16 protein-coding genes, 1 tRNA gene, 1 pseudogene and 1 CRISPR repeat array are annotated in these 20,593 nt (G+C 60.9%); of the genes and pseudogenes, 5 read left to right on the top strand and 13 right to left on the bottom strand.

Going from position 1 to position 20,593, the window contains the following annotated elements; genetic code table 11:
* Nucleotides 1-31: 31 nt before the first annotated feature.
* Together CENROD_RS09910 and dinG are read right to left on the bottom strand one after the other, a co-directional pair.
* On the bottom strand, nt 32-445 hold the full coding sequence (locus tag CENROD_RS09910) for an ExbD/TolR family protein (protein WP_022775552.1): 414 nt from the start codon (nt 443-445) through the stop codon (nt 32-34).
* Between the two features lie 226 nt (nt 446-671).
* Nucleotides 672-2,879 (bottom strand): ATP-dependent DNA helicase DinG, encoded by a 2,208-nt coding sequence (gene dinG, locus CENROD_RS09915; RefSeq protein ID WP_238551778.1) that lies wholly within the window; start codon nt 2,877-2,879, stop codon nt 672-674.
* A 133-nt stretch (nt 2,880-3,012) separates the two neighbouring features.
* On the opposite strand from dinG, the gene CENROD_RS09920 reads away from it, so the two are divergent.
* Nucleotides 3,013-3,642 (top strand): DUF6806 family protein, encoded by a 630-nt coding sequence (locus CENROD_RS09920; protein WP_022775558.1) that lies wholly within the window; start codon nt 3,013-3,015, stop codon nt 3,640-3,642.
* Between the two features lie 25 nt (nt 3,643-3,667).
* Nucleotides 3,668-4,927: a cyclic di-GMP phosphodiesterase gene (locus CENROD_RS09925; protein WP_022775562.1), complete on the top strand. Its 1,260-nt coding sequence runs from the start codon at nt 3,668-3,670 to the stop codon at nt 4,925-4,927.
* Between the two features lie 62 nt (nt 4,928-4,989).
* Here the strand turns inward: CENROD_RS09925 and lexA are convergent, their stop codons facing one another.
* Nucleotides 4,990-5,640: a transcriptional repressor LexA gene (lexA, locus tag CENROD_RS09930; RefSeq protein ID WP_022775565.1), complete on the bottom strand. Its 651-nt coding sequence runs from the start codon at nt 5,638-5,640 to the stop codon at nt 4,990-4,992.
* A 196-nt stretch (nt 5,641-5,836) separates the two neighbouring features.
* Between lexA and CENROD_RS09935 the strand changes: the two genes are divergently transcribed.
* Complete coding sequence (locus CENROD_RS09935; protein WP_238551779.1) at nt 5,837-6,820, top strand: asparaginase; 984 nt, start codon at nt 5,837-5,839, stop codon at nt 6,818-6,820.
* A gap of 183 nt (nt 6,821-7,003) precedes the next feature.
* Here the strand turns inward: CENROD_RS09935 and adk are convergent, their stop codons facing one another.
* Nucleotides 7,004-7,660, bottom strand: coding sequence for an adenylate kinase (adk, locus tag CENROD_RS09940; protein ID WP_022775572.1), 657 nt, complete (start codon nt 7,658-7,660; stop codon nt 7,004-7,006).
* A gap of 183 nt (nt 7,661-7,843) precedes the next feature.
* Here adk and CENROD_RS09945 point away from each other — a divergent pair.
* Nucleotides 7,844-7,919: transfer RNA gene (locus CENROD_RS09945), tRNA-Arg, on the top strand.
* Between the two features lie 83 nt (nt 7,920-8,002).
* On the opposite strand, the gene cas3f is transcribed toward CENROD_RS09945, so the two are convergent.
* The 9 genes and pseudogenes from cas3f to csy1 all read right to left on the bottom strand — a co-directional run bounded on the left by cas3f (nt 8,003) and on the right by csy1 (nt 19,672).
* Nucleotides 8,003-11,401 (bottom strand): type I-F CRISPR-associated helicase Cas3f, encoded by a 3,399-nt coding sequence (gene cas3f / locus CENROD_RS09950; protein ID WP_022775575.1) that lies wholly within the window; start codon nt 11,399-11,401, stop codon nt 8,003-8,005.
* Between the two features lie 130 nt (nt 11,402-11,531).
* Nucleotides 11,532-12,104 (bottom strand): PIN domain-containing protein, encoded by a 573-nt coding sequence (locus tag CENROD_RS09955; RefSeq protein ID WP_022775579.1) that lies wholly within the window; start codon nt 12,102-12,104, stop codon nt 11,532-11,534.
* The gene (locus CENROD_RS09960; protein WP_022775583.1) at nt 12,105-12,569 is read right to left on the bottom strand and encodes a helix-turn-helix domain-containing protein; all 465 of its coding nucleotides are present in this window, start codon (nt 12,567-12,569) and stop codon (nt 12,105-12,107) included.
* A 143-nt stretch (nt 12,570-12,712) separates the two neighbouring features.
* Nucleotides 12,713-12,969: pseudogene (locus tag CENROD_RS13675) on the bottom strand (sigma factor-like helix-turn-helix DNA-binding protein); the annotation flags it as partial.
* A 337-nt stretch (nt 12,970-13,306) separates the two neighbouring features.
* A complete protein-coding gene (locus tag CENROD_RS09970; protein WP_041194602.1) occupies nt 13,307-14,140 on the bottom strand; it encodes an IS5 family transposase in 834 nt (277 codons plus the stop codon).
* Nucleotides 14,141-14,208: 68 nt separating this feature from the next.
* Nucleotides 14,209-15,558: a CRISPR direct-repeat array (repeat unit 28 nt; unit sequence TTTCTAAGCTGCCTATTCGGCAGTGAAG).
* Nucleotides 15,559-15,687: 129 nt separating this feature from the next.
* A complete protein-coding gene (gene cas6f, locus CENROD_RS09975) occupies nt 15,688-16,254 on the bottom strand; it encodes a type I-F CRISPR-associated endoribonuclease Cas6/Csy4 (RefSeq protein WP_022775596.1) in 567 nt (188 codons plus the stop codon).
* A gap of 4 nt (nt 16,255-16,258) precedes the next feature.
* The gene (gene csy3, locus CENROD_RS09980; RefSeq protein WP_022775599.1) at nt 16,259-17,296 is read right to left on the bottom strand and encodes a type I-F CRISPR-associated protein Csy3; all 1,038 of its coding nucleotides are present in this window, start codon (nt 17,294-17,296) and stop codon (nt 16,259-16,261) included.
* A 26-nt stretch (nt 17,297-17,322) separates the two neighbouring features.
* On the bottom strand, nt 17,323-18,378 hold the full coding sequence (gene csy2 / locus CENROD_RS09985) for a type I-F CRISPR-associated protein Csy2 (protein WP_022775602.1): 1,056 nt from the start codon (nt 18,376-18,378) through the stop codon (nt 17,323-17,325).
* The gene (gene csy1 / locus CENROD_RS09990; RefSeq protein ID WP_041193519.1) at nt 18,368-19,672 is read right to left on the bottom strand and encodes a type I-F CRISPR-associated protein Csy1; all 1,305 of its coding nucleotides are present in this window, start codon (nt 19,670-19,672) and stop codon (nt 18,368-18,370) included. The genes csy2 and csy1 overlap by 11 nt, the downstream gene beginning before the upstream one ends.
* 610 nt (nt 19,673-20,282) lie before the next feature.
* Here csy1 and CENROD_RS14405 point away from each other — a divergent pair.
* Entirely contained in the window at nt 20,283-20,474 is a 192-nt protein-coding gene (locus CENROD_RS14405; RefSeq protein ID WP_238551780.1) for a hypothetical protein, read from the top strand.
* The last annotated feature ends 119 nt before the right edge of the window (nt 20,475-20,593 follow it).

The raw sequence follows: 20,593 nt of genomic DNA on the forward strand, positions 1-20,593 counted from the left end.
CTCTATGGCTTTGCCCGTCTGCCCACAACCCCTAGCGACCTGCCGATTGCGTGGCAAAGGTGATGTGCGACAGCCCAGCCCCGCGCGCCGCCTCCATCACGTGGACGACGGACTGGTGCTTGGCCGCAGCATCCGCAGCGATCACCAGCACGGTGCTGGAATCTCCTCCCGCTGCACGCAGCGCCTCGACCAATTCCGGCACGGTGCGGCTCCCCACGGGAACCTGGTTGACGCTGTATTGCCCTTCGCTGCCCACGCCGACGACGATCTCCCGTGGCTGGTTGCGCTGCGCATCCGCATCCGCCACGGGCAACTCGATACGCAGCTCGGTGAATTTGCTGTACGTCGTCGACAGCATCAAAAAGATAAGAATCACCAACAGCACGTCGATGAAAGGAATCAGGTTGATTTCCGGCTCTTCCAGGGGGCGGGGGCGAAAGTGCATGGGCGTGCTGGAGGAAAGGCTAAGAACCAATTTCAGTAGGCAGGCGAGCCGAAGCAGTGTGCGTGGCGCCGGAGCGCAGGAACCGGAATGTACTTACGGTACATGAGGATTCCGAGCACCGCCGCCGCGTGCAATGCGATGGCGCAGCCCCTACTGGAATAGGTTCTAGAGGGGGAAGCAATGCGATGGACACCAGGAATGTACTGCGCCAGGAGTCACTCGCTGTTCAGCAGTTTCGCTGCACCTTCGCATACGGTGGCAGACCAGCCAGGATGCGCCGGCCATACGCGGTGTGGGTCAGGCGCTTGTCGTAACAGACGAGGCGGGCGCGGTCGGTTTCCGTGCGAATGGCACGGCCGGTCCATTGCAAAAGGCGAATGCCGGTTTCCGGGACAACCAGCTCGTGGAAGGGATCACCGCCCCGGCTGCGCAGCCATTCGGCCCGCGCTTCCTGGACGGGATCCGTCGGCGGTGCGAATGGCAGTTTGGCGATATACAGCACCTCGCACAGCGGGCCAGGCAGGTCAAGCCCTTCCCCGAACGATTGCAGGCCAAAAAGGATCGACGGCTGCCCTGCGGCTATCCGCTCTGCGTGTCGTTCCAGCAGGCGGGGGCGGGCCATGTCACCCTGGACGAGCACGCGCTCGCGCAACGCTTCGTCGAGCGCATTGACCGCCGCCTGCATTTGCGTGCGGGACGTGAACAAAGCCAGCGCTCCGCGTTCGACCTCGCGCAGATCCGCCAACAGGGCTTGCACCACCTCCTGCGTGTAGGCCTCGACATTGCGTGGGTCTGCCGCAGTGGCGACGACGACCAGCTCCCCTTGCCGGGCGTAATCGAAAGGACTGTCCACAGCGAGGGCCGACACCTGCGGTAGCCCCTGCAATCCTGTTTCGCGCAGAAAGTAGTCGAAGCTATTGCACGTCGTCAGCGTGGCCGAGGTGATGACGACCGCCTGCGCAACGTTCCATAGCCGCTCTTGCAGCAGCCCTCCGGCAAAGAGGGGGCCTGCATGTATGCGCAGGGTCACGATGCCCGACGGCGCGCTGGCTTCGACCCACTTGGCCACGGAGCGTTCTTCCGGCGCCAGCAACATGCTTGCTGCCTGCGCCACGCCGGACAGCCGGGACGCCATTTGCCCGAGATTGGCGTAGCGTGCGGCGCAGTCGGCAGATTGCGTCGGGTTGTCGCGTGCCTGGCGCTTGAGCGCGGCGCCCAGCTCTGTCAGCTCGTGCAGCAAGGTGCATGCATGTTCCTGCGTCAGCGCCATGGGTTCGACCAACTCCTGGGGCCACACCCCGTTGGGGAAGCGATGGGTCGCAGAGTCCGCAGTCGTTGCGATGGGGACGAGACCCTGCAAGGCACGCGCGATGTCTTGCATCGCACGCCGCAGTTGCAGTGCCGTAGCCGAAACGTCGATGGACGGGGTGTGTTCCATCTCTCGCGCCGCACTGTGCAGCACCCCTGGCAAGCGATCAAGCCAACGCAGATTCGTCACGTCCATCGCGCTGGCAAAGCGTTCCAGCGCTACCGAAGGCAGGTGATGGCCTTCGTCAAAAACGAGGATGCATTTGTCCGGATCGGGCAGCGCACGCATTCCCAGCGAAGCCAGGATCAAGTCATGGTTGGCGACGATCACCTGTGCCTGCACCAACGCCAGCTTGGCGCTGTAGTAGCAGCAATCCCGGTATCGGGGGCAGTGGCGTGCGGTGCAGGTGTGGCGCTCGGCTGCGATAGGCGCCCAGTCTGCGGGGTCCATCGGTTGCGACAAGGTGTCGCGGTCTCCTGCCCACTCCCCCTCGGCCAACGCCTGCGCCAAGCTACGGTACAGCCGCATCCGGCGCTCGAATTGGGCGGTCTGACTGCGGGAACGCGGCTCCCCCTCGGACTGCGGGGTGCCGTCTTCGGCCCAGTCGAGCAAGCTGCCGCCCTCCGCGTCGGCGTAGCGTTCGAGCTGGAGTTTGCACACGTACCGTCCACGGCCTTTGGCCAAGGCGAACGTCAAAGGCACGTCGAGTGCTGCGGCCAGGGCGGGCAAATCCTTGTGCAAGAGCTGCTCTTGCAATGCCACGGTGGCGGTCGACACCACGACGCGCGTATTGCAAGACAAAGCCAGCCCCACTGCGGTGGCAAGGTACGCGGCAGACTTGCCTACCCCCGTCCCGGCCTGAATCACGGCGATGGCCCGGCGGGCATTGCCCGGGGTGGCGTCGTGCAGGGAGTCTGCGATGCGCTGCGCCATGGCGCGCTGCCCAGGACGTTGACAAAACGCCGGGTTCGAGGCCATCAACCGGTCGAAAGCCTCCATGGCTCGCGCCGCAGCGTTGGCGTCCATCGGTTGGGCAGCGGCTGCGTCGGGTTCGTCGCCACCAAGTAGGCCGCTGGAACCGTCGGGATCGGGGTCGAGAGCGTCGGGGTCGTCGAGGGCGTCCATATCTTGCACTGGGAGCCTTGTACACACAGCAGATTGCATCCCGCAGGTCCCTCTACTCCCTCTGCTGGGACGGGCAGTGTATTCGCGGGATGTCCTGCACTGTTGTTGGCGAGGGGTCTCGTACACTCTCGCCATGCCTCATTACGAATCCCCCCTCGAAATCCATGTCCATGGCCAAGTGGCCCTGCGCCGGGACGTAGGCCCTGCCCACCTTGAGGAAGCCTTGCAGCCCCTATGGCGCTACACGGGATCGCCCTCCCTGTGGGCTGCCGCGCAGAGCTGCTACGAGGATGAACCCGGTATCGCTTTCATCGCAGACCAGCATCTGCTGCAGATGTGCTGGACCGTCGTCGGCGCGGAAAACTTCCGCCAAGCCCTCGACGAGATGTGCATGAACCTCAACGATCTTTCCATCGACGGCGCTGTGCTGGAAGTCACGTTTTATGACACCCGCTACGACGAGGAAGACGACGAGGAAGACGAGGAAGAACCCCCCACGCGGGACGATTTTTTCCTGCTCTTCATCGGCCCGGATCCGGGGTCGATCATGCAAGTGCAACGCGACCTGCTCGTGCAAGACGTCGTCGAGCTGATGGAACGCCATTTCGACCGCACTGAGCTGGAGGGCATCGTCCAGCAAATCGACTTGCTTTTCCAGCAACGGCTCAGCAGCCTGGTCAATTCCCTGCAACTGGGGAAGCCTCCCCGTGGCGGAGGCGCCCCGCCGCATGCGGGCGGACGCAAACCCCGCAAAGCACGCTGAGTTTGTCTCGTCGGGTGAGGCTGCCATGCTCAAACGCATCGGTGTCCAGCAACTCGTACTGGGGATGCACGTCAAGGAATTCTGCGGTTCCTGGATGGAGCATCCGTTTTGGCGCACCGGGTTCGTCCTGACCGATCCCAAGGATCTCGAAGCGATTCGTTCCAGCAGCATCCGCGAAGTCTGGATTGACGCTGCCTTGGGGCTTGACGTCGCGCAGGGAGAAAGCGCCGTCACGGAAGAAGAGGCCAATGCGGAGGTCACTCAGGCGCTCGATAGCGCCAGTTCTCCCCTCGAACCCGTCTCCATTCCACGCCGCAACCAAACGCCTACGCCCAGGGCCAAGGAGGTAGAACGCGCGGCGCGCATCTGCATCGAATCCAAGACTGCCGTGCAGTCGATGTTCGAGGAAGTGCGGCTCGGCAATGCCGTCGATTCGGAAAGCGCCAACGCACTCGTTGAGGAAATCTCGGATTCCATCACGCGCAATCCTGGCGCAATCATCAGCCTTGCGCGCCTCAAAACGGCGGATGACTACACCTACATGCACTCGGTCGCCGTGTGCGCAATGATGGTTGCGCTGGCCCGGCAATTGGATCTCGGTGCAGAAACGACGCGCTCCTGCGGGTTGGCCGGCTTGTTGCACGACATGGGAAAAGTCGCTGTTCCCAAATCGATCCTCAATAAGCCCGGCAAGCTCACCGAGGAAGAGTTCGAGAAGATGAAGGCCCATCCCGGGGAGGGTCACGACATCCTGCTTCGCAGTGAAGGCATGGATCCCATCGCGCTCGACGTCGTCTGGCACCACCACGAAAAGGTCGATGGATCGGGCTACCCCAAGCGCCTGCGCGACGAAGAAATCACGCTCTTCTCCAAGATGGGCGCCGTCTGCGACGTCTACGACGCCATCACGTCGAACCGCCCCTACAAAAACGGCTGGGATCCCGCTGAGTCGATGCGAAAAATGGCCGAATGGACGCGCACCCACTTCGATCAGCGTATCTTTCAGTACTTCGTCAAAAGCATGGGGATCTACCCGGTGGGGTCCCTCGTGCGGCTTGCGTCGGGGCGGATCGGCGTGGTCGTCGAACAATCCAGCGGAACGCTCACCGCGCCGATCGTCAAGGTGTTCTATTCGACCAAGTCCGGGCTGCGTTTTGAACCCGCCCTGATCGACCTGTCGCACCCCAAGACCACGGACAAGATCGTTCAGCGCGAGGATCCCACCCAGTGGAACTTCCATGACCTCGACGTACTCTGGTCCGGGCTGCCGAATTACCGGCCTTGACGCCCTGGCTGGAGCCTTGTTGAGTCCTTGCTCCCTTGGCTCCTGACCGGACTGGACTGCGCCTACTTGCGCACTGCGGGCCGGATCAACCCCACGACGATGCCTTCGATCGCGAAGGGCTGCTCTGCTGTCACAGTCAGCACCGGGTATTGCGGGTTTTCCGGGTGAAGCTCGATCATGCGGTCGGTGCGAACCAGTCGTTTGACCGTGACCTCTTCACCAATGCGCGCCACAACGATCTGCCCTGTCTGCGCCTCGGGGCAAGCATGGATGGCCAGCAGATCCCCATCCAGAATTCCTGCCCCCAGCATCGACGTACCCTGCACGCGCAGCAAATAGTCGGGCCGCTGCGCGAACAGCCCTGCCGCGACGGGATAGCTCCCCTCCAAGTGTTCTTGTGCAAGGATCGGCAGCCCCGCCGCCACGCGGCCCACCAGTGGCAACGTCCAGACTGCCCCCATCGGCTCGTCTGCGGGGAAGTGACCGGGGCAGTGACCAGGGATGCGGATGCCCCGCGCAGACCCCTGCCCCAATTCGATCACCCCTTTGCGCGCAAGGGCCTGCAAGTGTTCCTGCGCAGCATTGGCCGACCGAAAACCCAGCGCAGTGGCTACCTCCGCCCGCGTGGGCGGTACCCCCGTGCGAACGATGGTGTCTTGCAGAAAATCCAGCACCCTGCGTTGGCAGGGCGTCAGCGTTGGGGAAGAAGACATGCGCGCTGGCCGTACATTGACCGATCTACACCGGCCCTACATCAATACAAAACGCGGGATTGTGCCGCGCACCCAGAATCAACGGCCATGACTTTGCGCAGATGCCCCGAATCAGGCAAGTCATGGCCGTTTTCCTTACCCCCAACCCCTCTCCCGTCTGCGGGCAAGGGAGTTTCGAGAAACCATGCAGAAAGCCATGCAGAACCATGTACGAAACCTCGTAGTACTCGGAACGGGGGGAACGATTGCTGGCTCCCAGCCCGACCCCCGTCTCGCCGCCGAATACGACAGCGCACGCCATGGCATCGATACGCTCGTTGCTGCCTTACCCGCACTGCCTGCCGGGTTTGCGTTGCGTACCGAACAGGTGGCGAACATCGACAGCAAAGACTTGGACTTTTGCCTTTGGGCCAAGCTGTACGAGCGCATCGTCGACCACCTGCGCCGCGCTGAGGTTGCCGGGGTCGTCGTGACACATGGCACGGACACGCTCGAAGAAACAGCCTACTTTCTGCACGCGGCCTTGCCTGGTTCGCTGACCTCGCAGAAGCCTGTCGTGCTCACGGGCGCGATGCGTGCGCTCGACGCCTTGGGCAGCGATGGCCCAGCCAATCTGTACGATGCCTTCACCCTCGCTGCTACCGCAGGGGCGCACGGGGTGATGGTGGCGTGTGCCGGGGCAGTACACGCGGCTGTGGAAGTGCGCAAGACGCACACGTACCGGCTCGACGCTTTTTCTAGCGGCGATGCAGGCCCACTCGGGTATCTGGAAAACGGCAGACTGCGTGCGTTGCGCCCCTGGCCCGCAGCGCCTGCCACCCAGCCACGAGAAGCACTGGATCGTGCAATCCGTGCGAACGCATGGCCTCGGGTCGAGATCGTGATGGGCTATGCAGGGGGAAGCGCCGCCGTGATCGATGCCTTGCTACGCAATAGTGGTGGCGACACGCCCCCATTGCGTGGCATCGTCGTCGCTGCGACGGGCAACGGCACGCTGCACCATGCGATGGAAGCCGCATTGCGCCGCGCCTGCGATGCTGGAGTGCGGGTGGTGCTTACCAGCCGCTGCGGCCCCATCGTTCCCCATGCCGGAATGGCCTTTTCCCATGCAGACAGCCTGACTGCCGTGCAAGCCCGCGTGGCAATGATGCTGGATTGCATGGCGCACGATGCACGGTGACAAGGCGGAAACGGCCAGCACACCATCCAGAACCGGCCTTCAGGCCCGGGCTACGGCGCACCGCCCTTGCAGGGCGGGGTCTTCAACCGGTATTTGTGTGTCGATGACTGGGTGCCGAAGCCCTGAATCCGGGAAGTCATGGCCGTTTCCCGTGCCACCAACCCCTTTCCCGTCTGCGGAGGTTCAGGATTCGAGCGCTGCCAGCGCTCGCGCGGTGATCTCCGCCACAGTGCCTAGTCCGCTGATTGCGCGGTACTTCGGCGCACGCCCTGGTTCGGACTGCGCCCAGGCGGTGTAGTACTCGACCAGGGGGCGCGTTTGTGCGCTGTACACCTCCAGGCGTTTGCGCACTGTTTCTTCCTTGTCATCGTCGCGCTGTACGAGTGGTTCCCCCGTCACATCGTCGATCCCCGGCACCTTGGGCGGGTTGAACTCCACATGGTAGGTGCGCCCGGAAGGCAGGTGCGCTCGCCGTCCGCTCATCCGCTGCACGATGGCATCGAAAGGCACGTCGATTTCGAGCACGATGTCGATATGCACGTCGGCATCCCGCAGCGCCTGCGCTTGCGCGATCGTCCGGGGGAAACCGTCAAACAGGAAACCACTCTCGCAGTCGCTTTGTGCGATGCGTTCGCGAACCAGTGCGAGGATCAGGTCGTCACTGACCAAGTTCCCCGCGTCCATGACCTGCTTGGCCTGCAGCCCTAGCGGAGTCCCCGCTTTCACTGCGGCACGCAACATGTCCCCGGTGGAAATCTGTGGAATGCCGTATTTCTGGCACAAAAAAGTGGCCTGCGTTCCCTTGCCTGCCCCCGGTGCGCCCAACAAAATCAATCGCATCGTTGTCCTTTCGTACGATAAATCGAGGATGAAAAACCTAGGATGGTAGCCAGTGCGGCACCATGCAGCACTGGCTGTATTTCCCTGTATTCCTGTATTCCCGCACGAAGGCAGGCGAACCGTAGAATGCCGCCTCTTCGTTCCCGGCGCGCCAGTACATCGGCGCTATCGCGGAACGGCAGCGCGGTTGTAGCTCAGTGGATAGAGTATCGGCCTCCGAAGCCGAGGGTCGTGGGTTCGATCCCCTCCAACCGCGCCAGATTTCCCCCAGCACGTTGCCCCCGTTCGCACCCCAGTTGGCTCCATCTGGTTGCTGTGCTCTCCGCAACGTTTGAGGTGTGTTCACCCCCGCTGCTTCGTGAACCCCAGCACCGGGTGGAAGCGCCATCCTTGGGCGTTTTGGGGCAGCGTCACGGTGCCGAAGCGGCGTGCGCAGTCGGCCAGGGTCATGTCCATGTCGGCGGCCAGTTCGGTCAGCGCGGCCATGTAGTCGGTCTGGCCCCAGGGGGCGATACGCGGGCCTTGCACCTGTTCGTCGGGAATTCGTTTGTTGAGTGAACGGTCCAGGTAGAGGATGTGGTATTCGCCTGGATGCCCGCCAGTTTTGGCCAGCAGCATTTGCAGTGCGTAATCGTCGCCCTCGTCGTTGGGCATCAACACCAAGTCCACCCTGGGGATGGTGTCCTGCCGAAACGGCTGCTGTTGGGGCAACGCGGCTGTCAGCAAGGCATCTGCCGCTGGCAAGTGCCACCAACTCGCGGCGTTCAGTGGTGGCGCAGAAGCGCGCCCCCTTTGCGCCACGCCGTTTGGGGCGGTCGGTGGTAAAGGCAACATGGTGGCTTGCATCCGGGCATGTTCCAAATCCACCCAGTGGGTAGCGGCTTGCAGCGCGTCGCGGGCCTGGATGCGGGGGCGGGAATCCACCGCCGCGTACTCTTCGGGCCGAAGCAGGTCGATCAGGTTGTGGCTGTGCAGCGGGTGGCTGGCGCTTTCGAAACCGGGGTGACAAAACGCAGGCTCGCCGGGGTGTTGAAAGTGCCGCAAATTGGTGACGAACACGCGCAGGTTCGGCTGGGTGCATTCGTCAGGCCGATGGCGGCGCACCCGGCCTGCCAATTGGATAAGCGAGCGCATCGACGAAGGCTCGACCACTGCCCAGTCGTAGTCGTGGTCGCGGCCCACCTCGGTCACGGGTGAACCCAAGACGATGAACAAGTGGTCTGCCTCGTCGGGGTATGCGTCAATACGCTGGCGAATGTCTGGCAGGCTGAACACGGCATCGGGCGAGCGGCGGTTGAGCGCGTGGTCCAACTGCTGTTCGATGTCCGAGCGGATCAGCAGCGGAAACTGCGAGTGGTACACGCACAGATGGATGCGCTGCCCCTCGGGAACACCAACGCTGTACAGGGCGAGGGCCACATCCACCAGCGGTTCGATGTTGGCCATGCGCACCAGCCCAAAGCTAATGCGCTTGCCGCTGTGCGGGTCGAGGCTGTGGTGGGCTGCATGCAGTTTTTGCGCCCATTGCAGGGCCTCGCGGGCGAAATACGCGGGGTGGTCGCTGCACTTGCGTTGTCCCAACTCCAACAGCGCGAACTTGGCCCGGCGGCACACCACGGCCTCGGCCAAACGTTGCACCCGTTCCCTGGCAAAAGTCTGGTGGGCCTGGGTGTATGCGGGCAAATCGGTGCAATCGGCATGTTGCTGCCGGTATTCGTCCACCCACAGGCAGCACACCTCGGGGCTGGGCGTGGCATCGCCCGGCCGCTCGCCCCGGTTGCGGGCGAATTGCACGCGGCCTTGGCGGTAGGCCTCGAACAGGCCCTGTACCAGTGCGGGGGGCAAGGTGGCGGAAGACAGCAGCACCCGGGCACCCAGCAACCCGGCCCAATGCACCAGCCGGGTCAATGCAGGCAAGTCGGCAATGTCAAAGTCGTCCGGCTCATCCAGCACAAGGTCCCCGCTCATCAGCCGCAGCATGGGCGCAATCTGCCGGCCCCCGCGCTGGCTTTCGGTGGCGGGGGTGAGGTGGTCGATGGTGCAGACCAGCAGCGGTGCCACCAATAGTTTGGCGGTGTGCGGGTCGTGCAGCACCCGCTGCAACACGGGGTGGGCTTCGTGATTGCCCTCAAACACCACATGGCCATCTTCTTCTACCAGCGCCTGGGTGGAGGCGGAACCGGTCTGCTCGGCCATGCGCTCATGATGCTCGAACAGCGCCCGGCTGGCACTGCCACCCACGCGAATGGCCAGCTCGTCATCGGCCAGGCCCAACAGGTCGCGAAAAGCCCGCCCGGTTTGCAGCGTGAGGGTGCGCAGCCCCATGGCAAACGCGCAGCGCATACCTTGTGCGGGGTCGGCCAGCGCGTACATGACGCGGGCATTGGCCAGGGTTTTGCCGCAACCGGTGGAGGCCATGTTGACGATGAACGCGCCGTGTTGCGCACTGCGTCCGCGCACGCTGGCGGCCAAATCGGCGGCTTTGTCTTGCCAACGGAAGCGTTCGTCCTTGGCACGTTTTTTGAGTGGCTTGCACTCGCCCAGGTGCGGCAAATGGGTGTCGAACCGGGGTAGGGCATGGGTAACGATGGCACTGTGCCGCGCCACGCCAACCAGGTGTTCATCCAGCGTCTGGTTGAGGTGATGGGGATTGCTGTGCCCGTTGTGATGTTCGGGAACGCTGGCGTGCGTGTTGGCAAACAGTGGGTAGTCTGTCTGCCCGGACACCCGGCTGGCCACGGGCTGGCCTGTGCGTTGATCCACACCCAGGCTGGAGTAGTGATGGTCGGCCAGCATCAGGCTCAGGCGGGCGATATGCATCACATACGGGTTGCCCAACCACTGGCCTTTGCCCGGTTGGGCATGCAAGCCCAGCAGGCGCTGGGCGAGCTTGGATGCCTGTTTGCGCCATGCATCGGTAGTGACGGGCAGGCCGTGTGCAGCAAAGTCCCAGTACAGCGGCAGGCGATGGTCGGGGTCGCCGCCGTCGGTGCGCTCGTTCCAGCCTGCGTCGATTTGGCGCAATACCTGGTGCAAGCTGGCAGTGGTGATGGGTTTGCCTGTCGGCACCGTCGGCAGGCGGTGGTGCGTCAACACCAACCAGCCAATGGCCTCGGCCAGTGGTGCATGGGCTAGGCGCACAAAGGGCGGCTGTACGTTCGCATCCATACCGTCACGCTGCAACCGTGCCTGCCAACTGGCATCGTCGGCGGGCGTGGGGTTGGCCAGCCGGGCCAGCCAGGTGGCGTCGTCGTCGGTACCCACAAAAGCCTCGAACAGCCGCAGTGACACCCATTCGTGCCGGTACTGATTGCGCTCGGTCAAGGTACCGCGCAACCGCATCTGGAAAGCGCGGCTGGCTTTGCCCAGGTCATGCAGCAAAGCGGCCAACCCGGCCAGCAGATGGATGTCCTCGCCGGTGTGCCAGTCGTTTTCGTCGTTGGCGTGCAGGATGTTGCGTTCCGTGGTGTTGGTGGGCACAGCGCCCAGTGGGTTGAAACGGCTGCGGTCACCCACCACCCACAGCAGTTCGCTGTGGTCCAGCCCGCGTATCCAGTGGCAGGCTACGGCGGTGTTTTTGCGGGCGCTTTGGCGCAGCAGGCGGCGCAGGGTATCCAGGCCGTCGCGGGTGATGGGGGTTTGCCAGGTGCGTTCGCCCCGGCGCTCGGCAAACTGGTCCAGGATGCGCCGGGTTTGGGTCAGTGCTTTGTGGTCACACTCTGAAATCAAAAGCACATTCATTGCACTACTCCTGCGGCCGTGGACGATCAAGCTGGTTTTTCGCCCTGATTGGTGGCCGGAAAGGCTGCTTCACCTCGTCTGCTTTCCGGGGCCAGTTCCATTTCCGAAACTGGAATCGAATCCGCGTCCGTCAGATCGCTACCTTCCACTCCCGCAACTGGCCGACAGTCTGTGTCAGCCCCTGCTTGAGCAGCGTGTCCAGGTATTCATCAACCGTCTTGGGCGGGTTCTTCAGCGACCGGCGATGGTTGGCAGCCGCCTCGCAGACTCGGGCTGCATGCAGATCTAGTAGATCGAAGATGAAGTCGTCGGGATGCTGGGCGGCCAGGTTGTAGCGCTTGAGCTGGTCCGGCGGGAAATCCTTCAGGTTGAAGGTCACGATCAGGCTGGCGCCGCCGTGAATGGCGGCGGCAACCACATGTCGGTCATCGGTGTCCGGCAACTCGACGGACGGGATCAGATGCTCGAAGCCGGTGACCAGACTGTCGCGGACGTGGGCATTCATCAGCGACCGCGTCCGCTCCAGGTCTTCGGCCTGCAGATCTGGCCGCTGCTTCAGAACGTTACGCATCCACTCGTCGTGGATCATGTCCGTCCAACGCGCCCGGTACAGATCGGTCAGTGCCAGACGCATCAGCAGGTCGCGTAACGGTGCCGGATAGAGCACGCACGCGTCGTAGATGACGGTGAAGTTCGAACTCATTCATTCGTACCCCATCTTGAGCGCCTGGGCTTGCTCGGTCAGTGCATGGAGGGCCTTGCTGCGCTCAGCGTCGATCCGCTCCTTGTACGCGATCACGTCTTGGTAGCGGACGCGACGGTGCGTTCCGATTTTGTGAAACGGAATCTCGCCGTGCTCCAGCAACTGCACAAGGAACGGTCGCGAGACGTTGAGCACGTCTGCTGCGTCCTGGGTCGTCAGTTCGGCGTGGATCGGGATGATGCTGACCGCGTTGCCCTCACCGATTTCGGTCAGGACGTCCACGAGCAGCCGCAGCGCCGACACCGGGACGCGGACCGGATGGGACGCTCCCCTGTCGTCGAAGATCTCGATCTGCTGGGTTTCCGCACGGGTCTGCAGGAATGCGGACAGCGCCCGGCCGCTCTCGCGGGCGATGGCAACTTCTTCGGCCGTCGGCAACGAATGGGTGGGAGAGAGTGTGGTCATGGCAGCCTCCTGGAAGCTTCAAACAGCATCATGGGGGGAGTATATAAACGAAACAAACGAATATTCGCAATATCCGAAACAGGTGAGTATTCCGGTCCAACGTGACCGGCGCTCGGCTGCGTATTTCACGCGAACGTGACCGCGATTTCACGGTGAATGCGGCCGTAGTCGGGCTGGGCGTAGCTGTCGTTGGGGCGCGGGTAGGCCAACAGCCGCCGTTCCAACGTGGTTTCGTCCGTCAGGGAGATGGGGAGACGGCATTCCAGTCCAGAGCGGCGGCCATTGCCAACCCCACGTATTGGGTGACTGCCCCTTGGGAAATGCCCAAAGCATGGGCAATTTGTTGGTGGGACTTTCCATCTTCGAATTTGAGACGCAAGGCATCTTTGAGTTTGCGCACAGTGATCCGTAAATGATCCGTAAAGCAGGCATCGGTAACTCCTTGCAAAACGCTCGAAGCTACCTAGCCCGTAGGTTTCGTTATGCGCAACACCGCTCCGATGGCGTATACCGCCGTGCCGACTTCTATGACCGCTTGTATCGGTCACGTTCGCCAGAATCACCGGTCACGTTGGACCGGAATACTCAACTTGGAAGCATTCATGTTTTCTAAGCTGCCTATTCGGCAGTGAAAGTGGCTTGGCTGGCCAGTTTGTACAACTGCTTTTTCTAAGCTGCCTATTCGGCAGTGCAGGCCGCGTTGCAATGGAGCGCGAACCGGTATGATTTCTAAGAGCCTATTTCGGTAGGCAATATGCCCTTAAAGTGATTAGGGCGCAAGTGATGTGCAACATGGCGATATACGTTTCAGGAAGTTTTTCCCAACGAACCAGAATTCGGCGAAAGCGATTCATCCAGCTATGTGTACGTTCTACTACCCAGCGCCGTGCCTTGAAACCAGCTTCTTGCTTTATAGATTTAGCTTCTTCGCCTCTGGAGCGAATGTGAGCCGTAAAGCCAAATTCTTTGACGATCTCTCTTACTTCATCATAATCGTATCCTTTGTCCAAGCAGATGCCTTGTGGTTTTGTATCCGTCGGGTCTGGTCGTTTTGCTTTGATGTCTTCCAGCGTACTCCTGACCAACTTCATGTCGTGCCGATTCGCACCGTCGATGGCGACGGCAAGCGGTATGCCTGCACCATCGGTAAGCACACTGCGCTTGACACCTTGCTTGCCTCGATCTGTTGGGTTGGCCCCAGTTGTTTGCTGACCTGCTAGGGGCGCTTTGGTTAACGCTCCATCCATGGATGTCCATGCCCAATCAATGCCTTGGGATTTGTCGTATTCGACCAATTGTTGTATCCAAAGGGCTGAAAATACACCTGCTTTCGTCCATTCGCGAAAGCGTCGATAGGCAGAACTGCACGAGCAAATTCCCGTCATGTTTAAGGCGTTCCACTGGCAGCCAGTTCGCAATACGAAAAGAATTGCGTTCATTGCGCTGCGATCAGATACACGCGGATTATGGCAACCAAGGGGATGTTTTTTGGGTTCAGGGAGCGATGATTTTATTATTCCCCAGAGTGCATCATGCAATCTCCACCCATCATCATGAAATATCAGGCCCATAATTTTCCTCATCTGGGTTATTGCGACTGTGATGATTAATATTATATATCATTAGCCTACTGAAATAGGCTCTAAGCTGCCTATTCGGCAGTGAAGTCGATCACGCCCTCGGCGGATTGCTCTGGTGTTTTCTAAGCTGCCTATTCGGCAGTGAAGTTTTTGGAAGCCGCATAGTCGCGGCACTTTTTTTTCTAAGCTGCCTATTCGGCAGTGAAGTTGTTTGAGCCTGCCATCACGCCATGCGGACATTTCTAAGCTGCCTATTCGGCAGTGAAGGACTTCCCCGCGTGCGCGACGGAGGATCCAACAGTTTCTAAGCTGCCTATTCGGCAGTGAAGTCTGCTACGTGCAGTGCGTCATCCCCTCTAGCTTTCTAAGCTGCCTATTCGGCAGTGAAGTTCTCATCGCGTGCGCAGGGCTGCTGCTATGGTTTCTAAGCTGCCTATTCGGCAGTGAAGCCGGAATGGACGGTTCGCGGCCTCACTTCAGCTTTCTAAGCTGCCTATTCGGCAGTGAAGCGGTAGTGTTCGAGATTGACGTTTGGGCGGTTTTTCTAAGCTGCCTATTCGGCAGTGAAGCGCATGGTAGTCCCAGACGAGCTAGAGATCGATTTCTAAGCTGCCTATTCGGCAGTGAAGGATGACTCCGACCTCCCAATCACGATCGTTCATTTCTAAGCTGCCTATTCGGCAGTGAAGGTCTGCAATGCCGATTCGGTATCCTGGGAATATTTCTAAGCTGCCTATTCGGCAGTGAAGGCATCCTCGGCGTTAGCCGCACGTTCCCGGCTTTTCTAAGCTGCCTATTCGGCAGTGAAGCAGTACGAGCGTGCTTTGTTGTGCGCCTGGGCTTTCTAAGCTACCTATTCGGCAGTGAAGGAAGTAGATAGATATCCATGGGAGGTTGGCCATTTCTAAGCTGCCTATTCGGCAGTGAAGGCGCGCTTCAAACAGGAACCGGTTACGCTCTTTTTCTAAGCTGCCTATTCGGCAGTGAAGTGGCGCGGGTAGGGGCGCTGCGTAGTTTGCTGTTTCTAAGCTGCCTATTCGGCAGTGAAGTTTATGGCGCGGACTCCGCATCTCGGCTTGTTTTTCTAAGCTGCCTATTCGGCAGTGAAGTCGATGCCAATTCAGTATGTGATTTGTGATGATTTCTAAGCTGCCTATTCGGCAGTGAAGAATTCTGGCCATTGTGTGTTGTTTTTGCAAATTTTCTAAGCTGCCTATTCGGCAGTGAAGTGACTCGTCGCGCCTATCTTTTTGCTTTTTCATTTCTAAGCTGCCTATTCGGCAGTGAAGATTGACATGCCAGCCGTAACGCTTGCTGAATTTTTCTAAGCTGCCTATTCGGCAGTGAAGGGATGTTGTTACCTTCCACGGCCTTGCCCGTTTTTCTAAGCTGCCTATTCGGCAGTGAAGTAGACCCATTCAGCACCAAGTGATTGTCAGCAAAAGAGATACCGGCAAAAAACCGGTGATCACCCTTTTTGTTGCCTGCTCTGCAGAACTTTGATTTTCAAAGAACTTTTTGCGCCATCCCAAAAAGGGTCAAAACCAGGGTACGGCTCCACCCAGGCTTAGGCCGTAGGTGCTGAAGCCCCCTTCCTTGGGTTCAGGCGTCAGCGGGCCGTGGCACACAAACAGGCGGAACGACTGGCCTGTGCTGCTGCTGCGCACAAATACCGACGGCAAAGCGACCAGTTGGGCCACGGTATCGGGAATGCGTTCGGCTGCTTCTTCAGCGGTCAGTTTGTGCCGCAGCATCAGGCGTCGGCGCAAGCGCTCGGGGCTGCTTTGGGGTTGCACGCGCTTGACCTGCCGGTACCCCATTTGGTCGGGCACAGGGCTGACGGGTGTCAGGTCCAGGTGGTCACGCATGCCTTGCAGCCAGTCCACCCCCATCAGCTTGCCCAACGCTTCGGCGCTGCCGTGGAGCCGCATACGGTTGCCCAGCCAGTGTTCGTTGTGCGCCGGAAAGCACACGCCGATGTCGCCAGCGCCGTGTGCTACCAGTGCCCGGTGCAGACGCACGTACAAGGCCCCCATGAGCTGGCTGGACGGAAAGTCCCCGTCGGGCCTTACATCCATATTCACGTAATGGCTCAAGGTGGTCATGGTTTCAGCCCTTGTCCGTATCGCCAAACACGCCACCCCGAATCAGCGTGGCCACCACAAAGTGCTGCTGTTCCAAAGCTGGGGCCTGACCCTTGGTGACCCAGTTGTCCAGCAGGGTGTAGAAGTCCTCCTTCTGTTTGGGCTGGCGGTAGGCCTTGCCCTGGGTGGTGACGGAGCCATAAGGCTCGACGGCAATGGGGCCGTTGTCGGCCGCGCCGGTGTACCAGGTGTCGATGGTGCGGATGGCATTGCCCAGCTTTTGCGAGTGCATGCCCGCTATGCCGTTGACGGTGTACAGGGTTTTGCTTTTGTTTGCCTTGTCTTTGTCCAGAATCAGTTCTTGCGACGGGTACACCTCCTGGCCCGACCCCATGCGCACAAAGGCTGTTACTTGCAGCAGCACATGGCTTTTGCCAGCCAGCCCCTGCGCCAGCAGGGTGGATACAGCACCCAAATCGGGATGCATGGTTTCAGGTGCGTCGAAGCCCCGCAGCGAATGGGCCAACGCATCGAAAGTCCATGTGTTGGCTGCCCGGCCATCGACCAGGCGGGCCACCTGTACTTCGATCTGTTCAGCCCCCAACCGGTTTCGCCACAGAAAGCGGCCGTTGGCCAGATTGGCGGCGTAGCGGCGTGCCAGCTCGGCAAAGCCATGGGTGGCGACGTAGCCGTTGACGGTATCGACCAGTACACGTTGGTAGTCCGCGTTGTTGCAGGCCGATGGGGTGCCCGTTCCACCCAACACCCGCAGCGTGAAGCTGACTTGGAGGGTGTCGGCCTCGGCGGGCAGCGTAGCCACGTCCACGGTTTGGAGGTTGGGGTTTTCGATGGCGGCATCGAGCTTGGCCGGGTCCTGGTCTTTGGTTTTGAGCCGGTTGGAAATGGTGCCGCGCACCGACTTTGCGCGCACGGCCACGGGCGGCCAAGCGGCACTGTTGGCGCGGTGAGCCCAGGTTCCTGCGGCAAAAAGGGCATCAGACGGGTCCAGCTTGCGATCGAAGGCGAGGACGGAGGCAGTTTTGAGGGGATTGGTGGTTGCCATGGTGGTTGCTTCTCTGGAGTGGATGTTCAATCTTGATGAACGGGAGGGGTGACAGAAAGGGGGGCTTGGGATTGGGGTGGGACTTGGTAGCCATTGGTGCAGCGGTACAGGCCGCTTTCGGCATCGTGCTCGGCGTACCACATCATTTGCTGGGTGTCGCGCAGGCGGTGCGGGCTGATCCATTGCCCCATCGAATACACGCATTCCACAAACCGGAAAGGGGTGGCTGCATCCCTGGCACCGGCAACAGCACCGGGTGGGTGCAGCGCAGACAAGGCGGCAAAGCCCACCGGAATGGGCACCAGCCAGCCAGGGCGTTTGTCGGTTTCCCAGGTGACGGTGTTCTGGTAGTCGCCAATGGCTTCGTCCCACACCGTTTTTTTGACGGGACGGTGGTTGATCCGGGACAGGTCCAACCATGTATCGAACAGCGTGGGCGGCGGGGTGCCGTTGGGGGCCTGTGCCTGCAAGGCATCCTGATGGGTGCGCTGCAGCACCTCGTCTGCAGACACCAGCGCAAACCCGGGCAACCAGCGTCGGCTGAGGTGTCGAAATTCCTGGGCGCGGCGGGCATCCGTTTCGTCATGCAACAGCTTCAGTTGGGCGCGTGGTGCGCGGCGCAAGGTGCCGGGCAGTGGAGGCATGATGCTGCCTCCGGCCAGGCGCATGCCCGCGACCACCTCGCCCACATGGGCGGCCAACGACGTGCGGGTGGTGTCGTCTTGCAGGTGGTGGGCCAGGCTCACATCGAACACCAGGGTGATGTCGAGGTGGATATGCCCTTCTTCCACGATGGCCGCTGTGCTGCCATCGGCCAACACCGGGTTGCGCGTAAGGTGGAAGTTGCGAACGTACCCGCCCTGCGTCACCTGGGCTTCAAAGTGGTGGCACACCACGCCCACGCCATGGAACTGGATGCCCGCATCGGGCACCAAGCGGCGGGCCAGGGCGGCCATGAAACCGCTGAATGCGGTAATGGCCGGAAACCCCCAGGTCATGGGGCTGGAAATGGCGTTGGCGTTTTGCACGCGCAACCGGGGAAGCACGAGCAGGGCTGCGTGCTGGGGTGCGTCAGTCGGCATGGAGGCCCTCCCGTTCTTCGGCCAAGATGTGCTCTTGCATCGCCTTGCGCCAAGCCTCAAACTCTGGGTCACCCATGGGCAAGGGATCGCGCAGTTGGGCGTTGAGCCAATTGGCATACGCCTCGCAAATACGCTCGTGGGTGTCGGTGGGGGGCGGTCGGCCCAGCTCGGCATCGGCTTGTGCGGCACCTTCCGGGTCCAGCCAATAAGCTTGTTCAGCGGGCAGACGGCACTTGTTGTTGCAAGACCAGCCGGGTTCCAGCGTGCGAACCTCGGCAGTGAACTGCAAAAAGTCGTCGATCAGGTTGTCCACATAGGCCGCTCGGCGGTCGCGGGTGTCCACGTTGCGCTTGGGGTCGGTTTTGAGGAAAGCCAGCAGCGCACCCAGGTTCTCTTTGACCGCCGGGCGTGATTTGTAGCGCGGGAACATGGATTCCGTTCCCCACAACGGTTTCAGCTCCACCGAACGCCACATGGGCGGCAGCGAGGCCAGCAAGCTGTTCTGGCCCCGGCGTTCGCTGTTGAGCTGGCTGATGTTTTGTGGCTTGGTCCCGCCAAGTTGCTGCACCGCGAGATTGGGATAGTCCCGCACCGGGCGTTCACTGACAAGATCGGCTTTGCGTGCCTCGCGGGCCGCCTTGGCTTCGTCGCTGAAGCGGTCGTCTTGCAAGGTTTGGTACAGCCGGTGCGCCAACGAACTGGCGTACAGCGGGGCCAGCAGGTGGTAGCCGGCATCGTCGTGCAAGTCGTCGCCCACCGGCCAGTAGAGTTGTTTGGCTAGGGTGTGTGAGGTGGGATTGCCGTGCGGGGTGGCCAGGCTGGCAAAGGCGCTCATCCATGCCTGGGCTTGGGCGGGGTCGTCGCTCAAAGCCTGTGCCCAATCCACGTCGCCAGATACCGCCAGAGCAAGAAGAGTCTGCCCTTCGTGCTCTTGTTTCAGGAATTTGTACACATCCAAAGCCGCTGCGTTGCCCACCACATCGCCCGCAAAGTCATCCGTCAGGCAATGGCTGCCCACCACGGGCACAGGGGCCAAGGCATCAGGCGGGCAATACAGGTTGGTGCCCTTGGCCTCCGGATGGATCGGCTTGAGCGAGTGGGTGACCACCTGGATTTGCGCAGCACGCCGGGCGGCGTCTTCCAGCCATGCGGCGGGGGCGAAATCGCGCTGCAGGTCAGCGCGTTTGGGGTCATCAGGGGGAAGTTTTTCGAGTTTGCTTTCCAGACGCTGTGACAGAAAGTCTGTGATGAGCAACCGAAGCGCCGCCTGACGAGGGGTCAACATCGAAGTCATAAAAGGATCATTCCAAACTGCGCGACAACAATGCCGCAAAGAGAACGCCCCTGGTCATGTCCGGGGGATGCGAATTGGGCCAACACGACTTGCCGTGTATCGATCTTCTGATCATGGTTTGCTTTGCCACATTCGTACCCTCCTTCAAGAAAAAAACCGTTCTCGTCGGTTGCCTCAGCCTGCTACAACTTTTGGCGTTGCCATGAATTCCGGTGAGGGGCCAGGCTCACCGGGATTGATCTTATATCAAATTTTTACCTGTCAACTTGTACTTCCAACGGAGTTATTGCGCTTCGTGGCCATGATACTCCCCTTTCCATGCGTGCCGAAATTCAGTCACCCCCGTAAACTCCATCGCCTGCCGAACAGGCAGTTTAGAAATGTCAACTCGTGCTTGCAACGGGGAACTTTTACTGCCGAACAGGCAGCCTACAAGGGCCGACTTCATGTCGGCTCTGCATTGCCAGATCGAAACCGCCAAGAAAGAAGCTGCCACGCTACCCCACGGGGCCTGCGGTGCGCATAGGCCCCGTCTGGCTGTTGACCAAGCTTTTCCAGGGCAAGGCCTCGGTGGCGCACTGCTGGCAGATGCATTGGCCTTGCCCCCACCATGCGGCCGGAAATTGCCGCCTGCGCCTCAATGGTGGATGCCCAAGACGCTGTGGCAGCAGCCTTCTACTGGCACCATGGCTTTCTGGCATGGCCTGCTGCGCCGCAGGTGCATTTTTCCCCGCAACTGATCCAGCAGTTTTGGCTGCGGTGGATTGTGTGGGGTGGGGGGATTCGACAGTCATGCAGGTGAGTGAAATGGGTGCATATTCACTGGATTGATGGGGAATCGATGTGCTATACACCTTCTTGTCAATTTGAATATACACAGCTTTCTGTGTATATTGGACGTTAGGCGGTCTTTGACGAATT

Origin of the sequence: Candidatus Symbiobacter mobilis CR (genome assembly GCF_000477435.1) — a bacterium.
Taxonomy (GTDB): domain Bacteria; phylum Pseudomonadota; class Gammaproteobacteria; order Burkholderiales; family Burkholderiaceae_C; genus Rhodoferax; species Rhodoferax mobilis.

Bases quoted from the DNA above. Each gene is read 5' to 3' on its own strand.
- CENROD_RS09910 (WP_022775552.1), bottom strand. From the start codon at position 445: ATGCACTTTCGCCCCCGCCCCCTGGAAGAGCCGGAAATCAACCTGATT.
- dinG (WP_238551778.1), bottom strand. From the start codon at position 2,879: ATGGACGCCCTCGACGACCCCGACGCTCTCGACCCCGATCCCGACGGT.
- CENROD_RS09920 (WP_022775558.1), top strand. From the start codon at position 3,013: ATGCCTCATTACGAATCCCCCCTCGAAATCCATGTCCATGGCCAAGTG.
- CENROD_RS09925 (WP_022775562.1), top strand. From the start codon at position 3,668: ATGCTCAAACGCATCGGTGTCCAGCAACTCGTACTGGGGATGCACGTC.
- lexA (WP_022775565.1), bottom strand. From the start codon at position 5,640: ATGTCTTCTTCCCCAACGCTGACGCCCTGCCAACGCAGGGTGCTGGAT.
- CENROD_RS09935 (WP_238551779.1), top strand. From the start codon at position 5,837: ATGCAGAACCATGTACGAAACCTCGTAGTACTCGGAACGGGGGGAACG.
- adk (WP_022775572.1), bottom strand. From the start codon at position 7,660: ATGCGATTGATTTTGTTGGGCGCACCGGGGGCAGGCAAGGGAACGCAG.
- cas3f (WP_022775575.1), bottom strand. From the start codon at position 11,401: ATGAATGTGCTTTTGATTTCAGAGTGTGACCACAAAGCACTGACCCAA.
- CENROD_RS09955 (WP_022775579.1), bottom strand. From the start codon at position 12,104: ATGAGTTCGAACTTCACCGTCATCTACGACGCGTGCGTGCTCTATCCG.
- CENROD_RS09960 (WP_022775583.1), bottom strand. From the start codon at position 12,569: ATGACCACACTCTCTCCCACCCATTCGTTGCCGACGGCCGAAGAAGTT.
- CENROD_RS09970 (WP_041194602.1), bottom strand. From the start codon at position 14,140: ATGGGCCTGATATTTCATGATGATGGGTGGAGATTGCATGATGCACTC.
- cas6f (WP_022775596.1), bottom strand. From the start codon at position 16,254: ATGACCACCTTGAGCCATTACGTGAATATGGATGTAAGGCCCGACGGG.
- csy3 (WP_022775599.1), bottom strand. From the start codon at position 17,296: ATGGCAACCACCAATCCCCTCAAAACTGCCTCCGTCCTCGCCTTCGAT.
- csy2 (WP_022775602.1), bottom strand. From the start codon at position 18,378: ATGCCGACTGACGCACCCCAGCACGCAGCCCTGCTCGTGCTTCCCCGG.
- csy1 (WP_041193519.1), bottom strand. From the start codon at position 19,672: ATGACTTCGATGTTGACCCCTCGTCAGGCGGCGCTTCGGTTGCTCATC.
- CENROD_RS14405 (WP_238551780.1), top strand. From the start codon at position 20,283: ATGCGGCCGGAAATTGCCGCCTGCGCCTCAATGGTGGATGCCCAAGAC.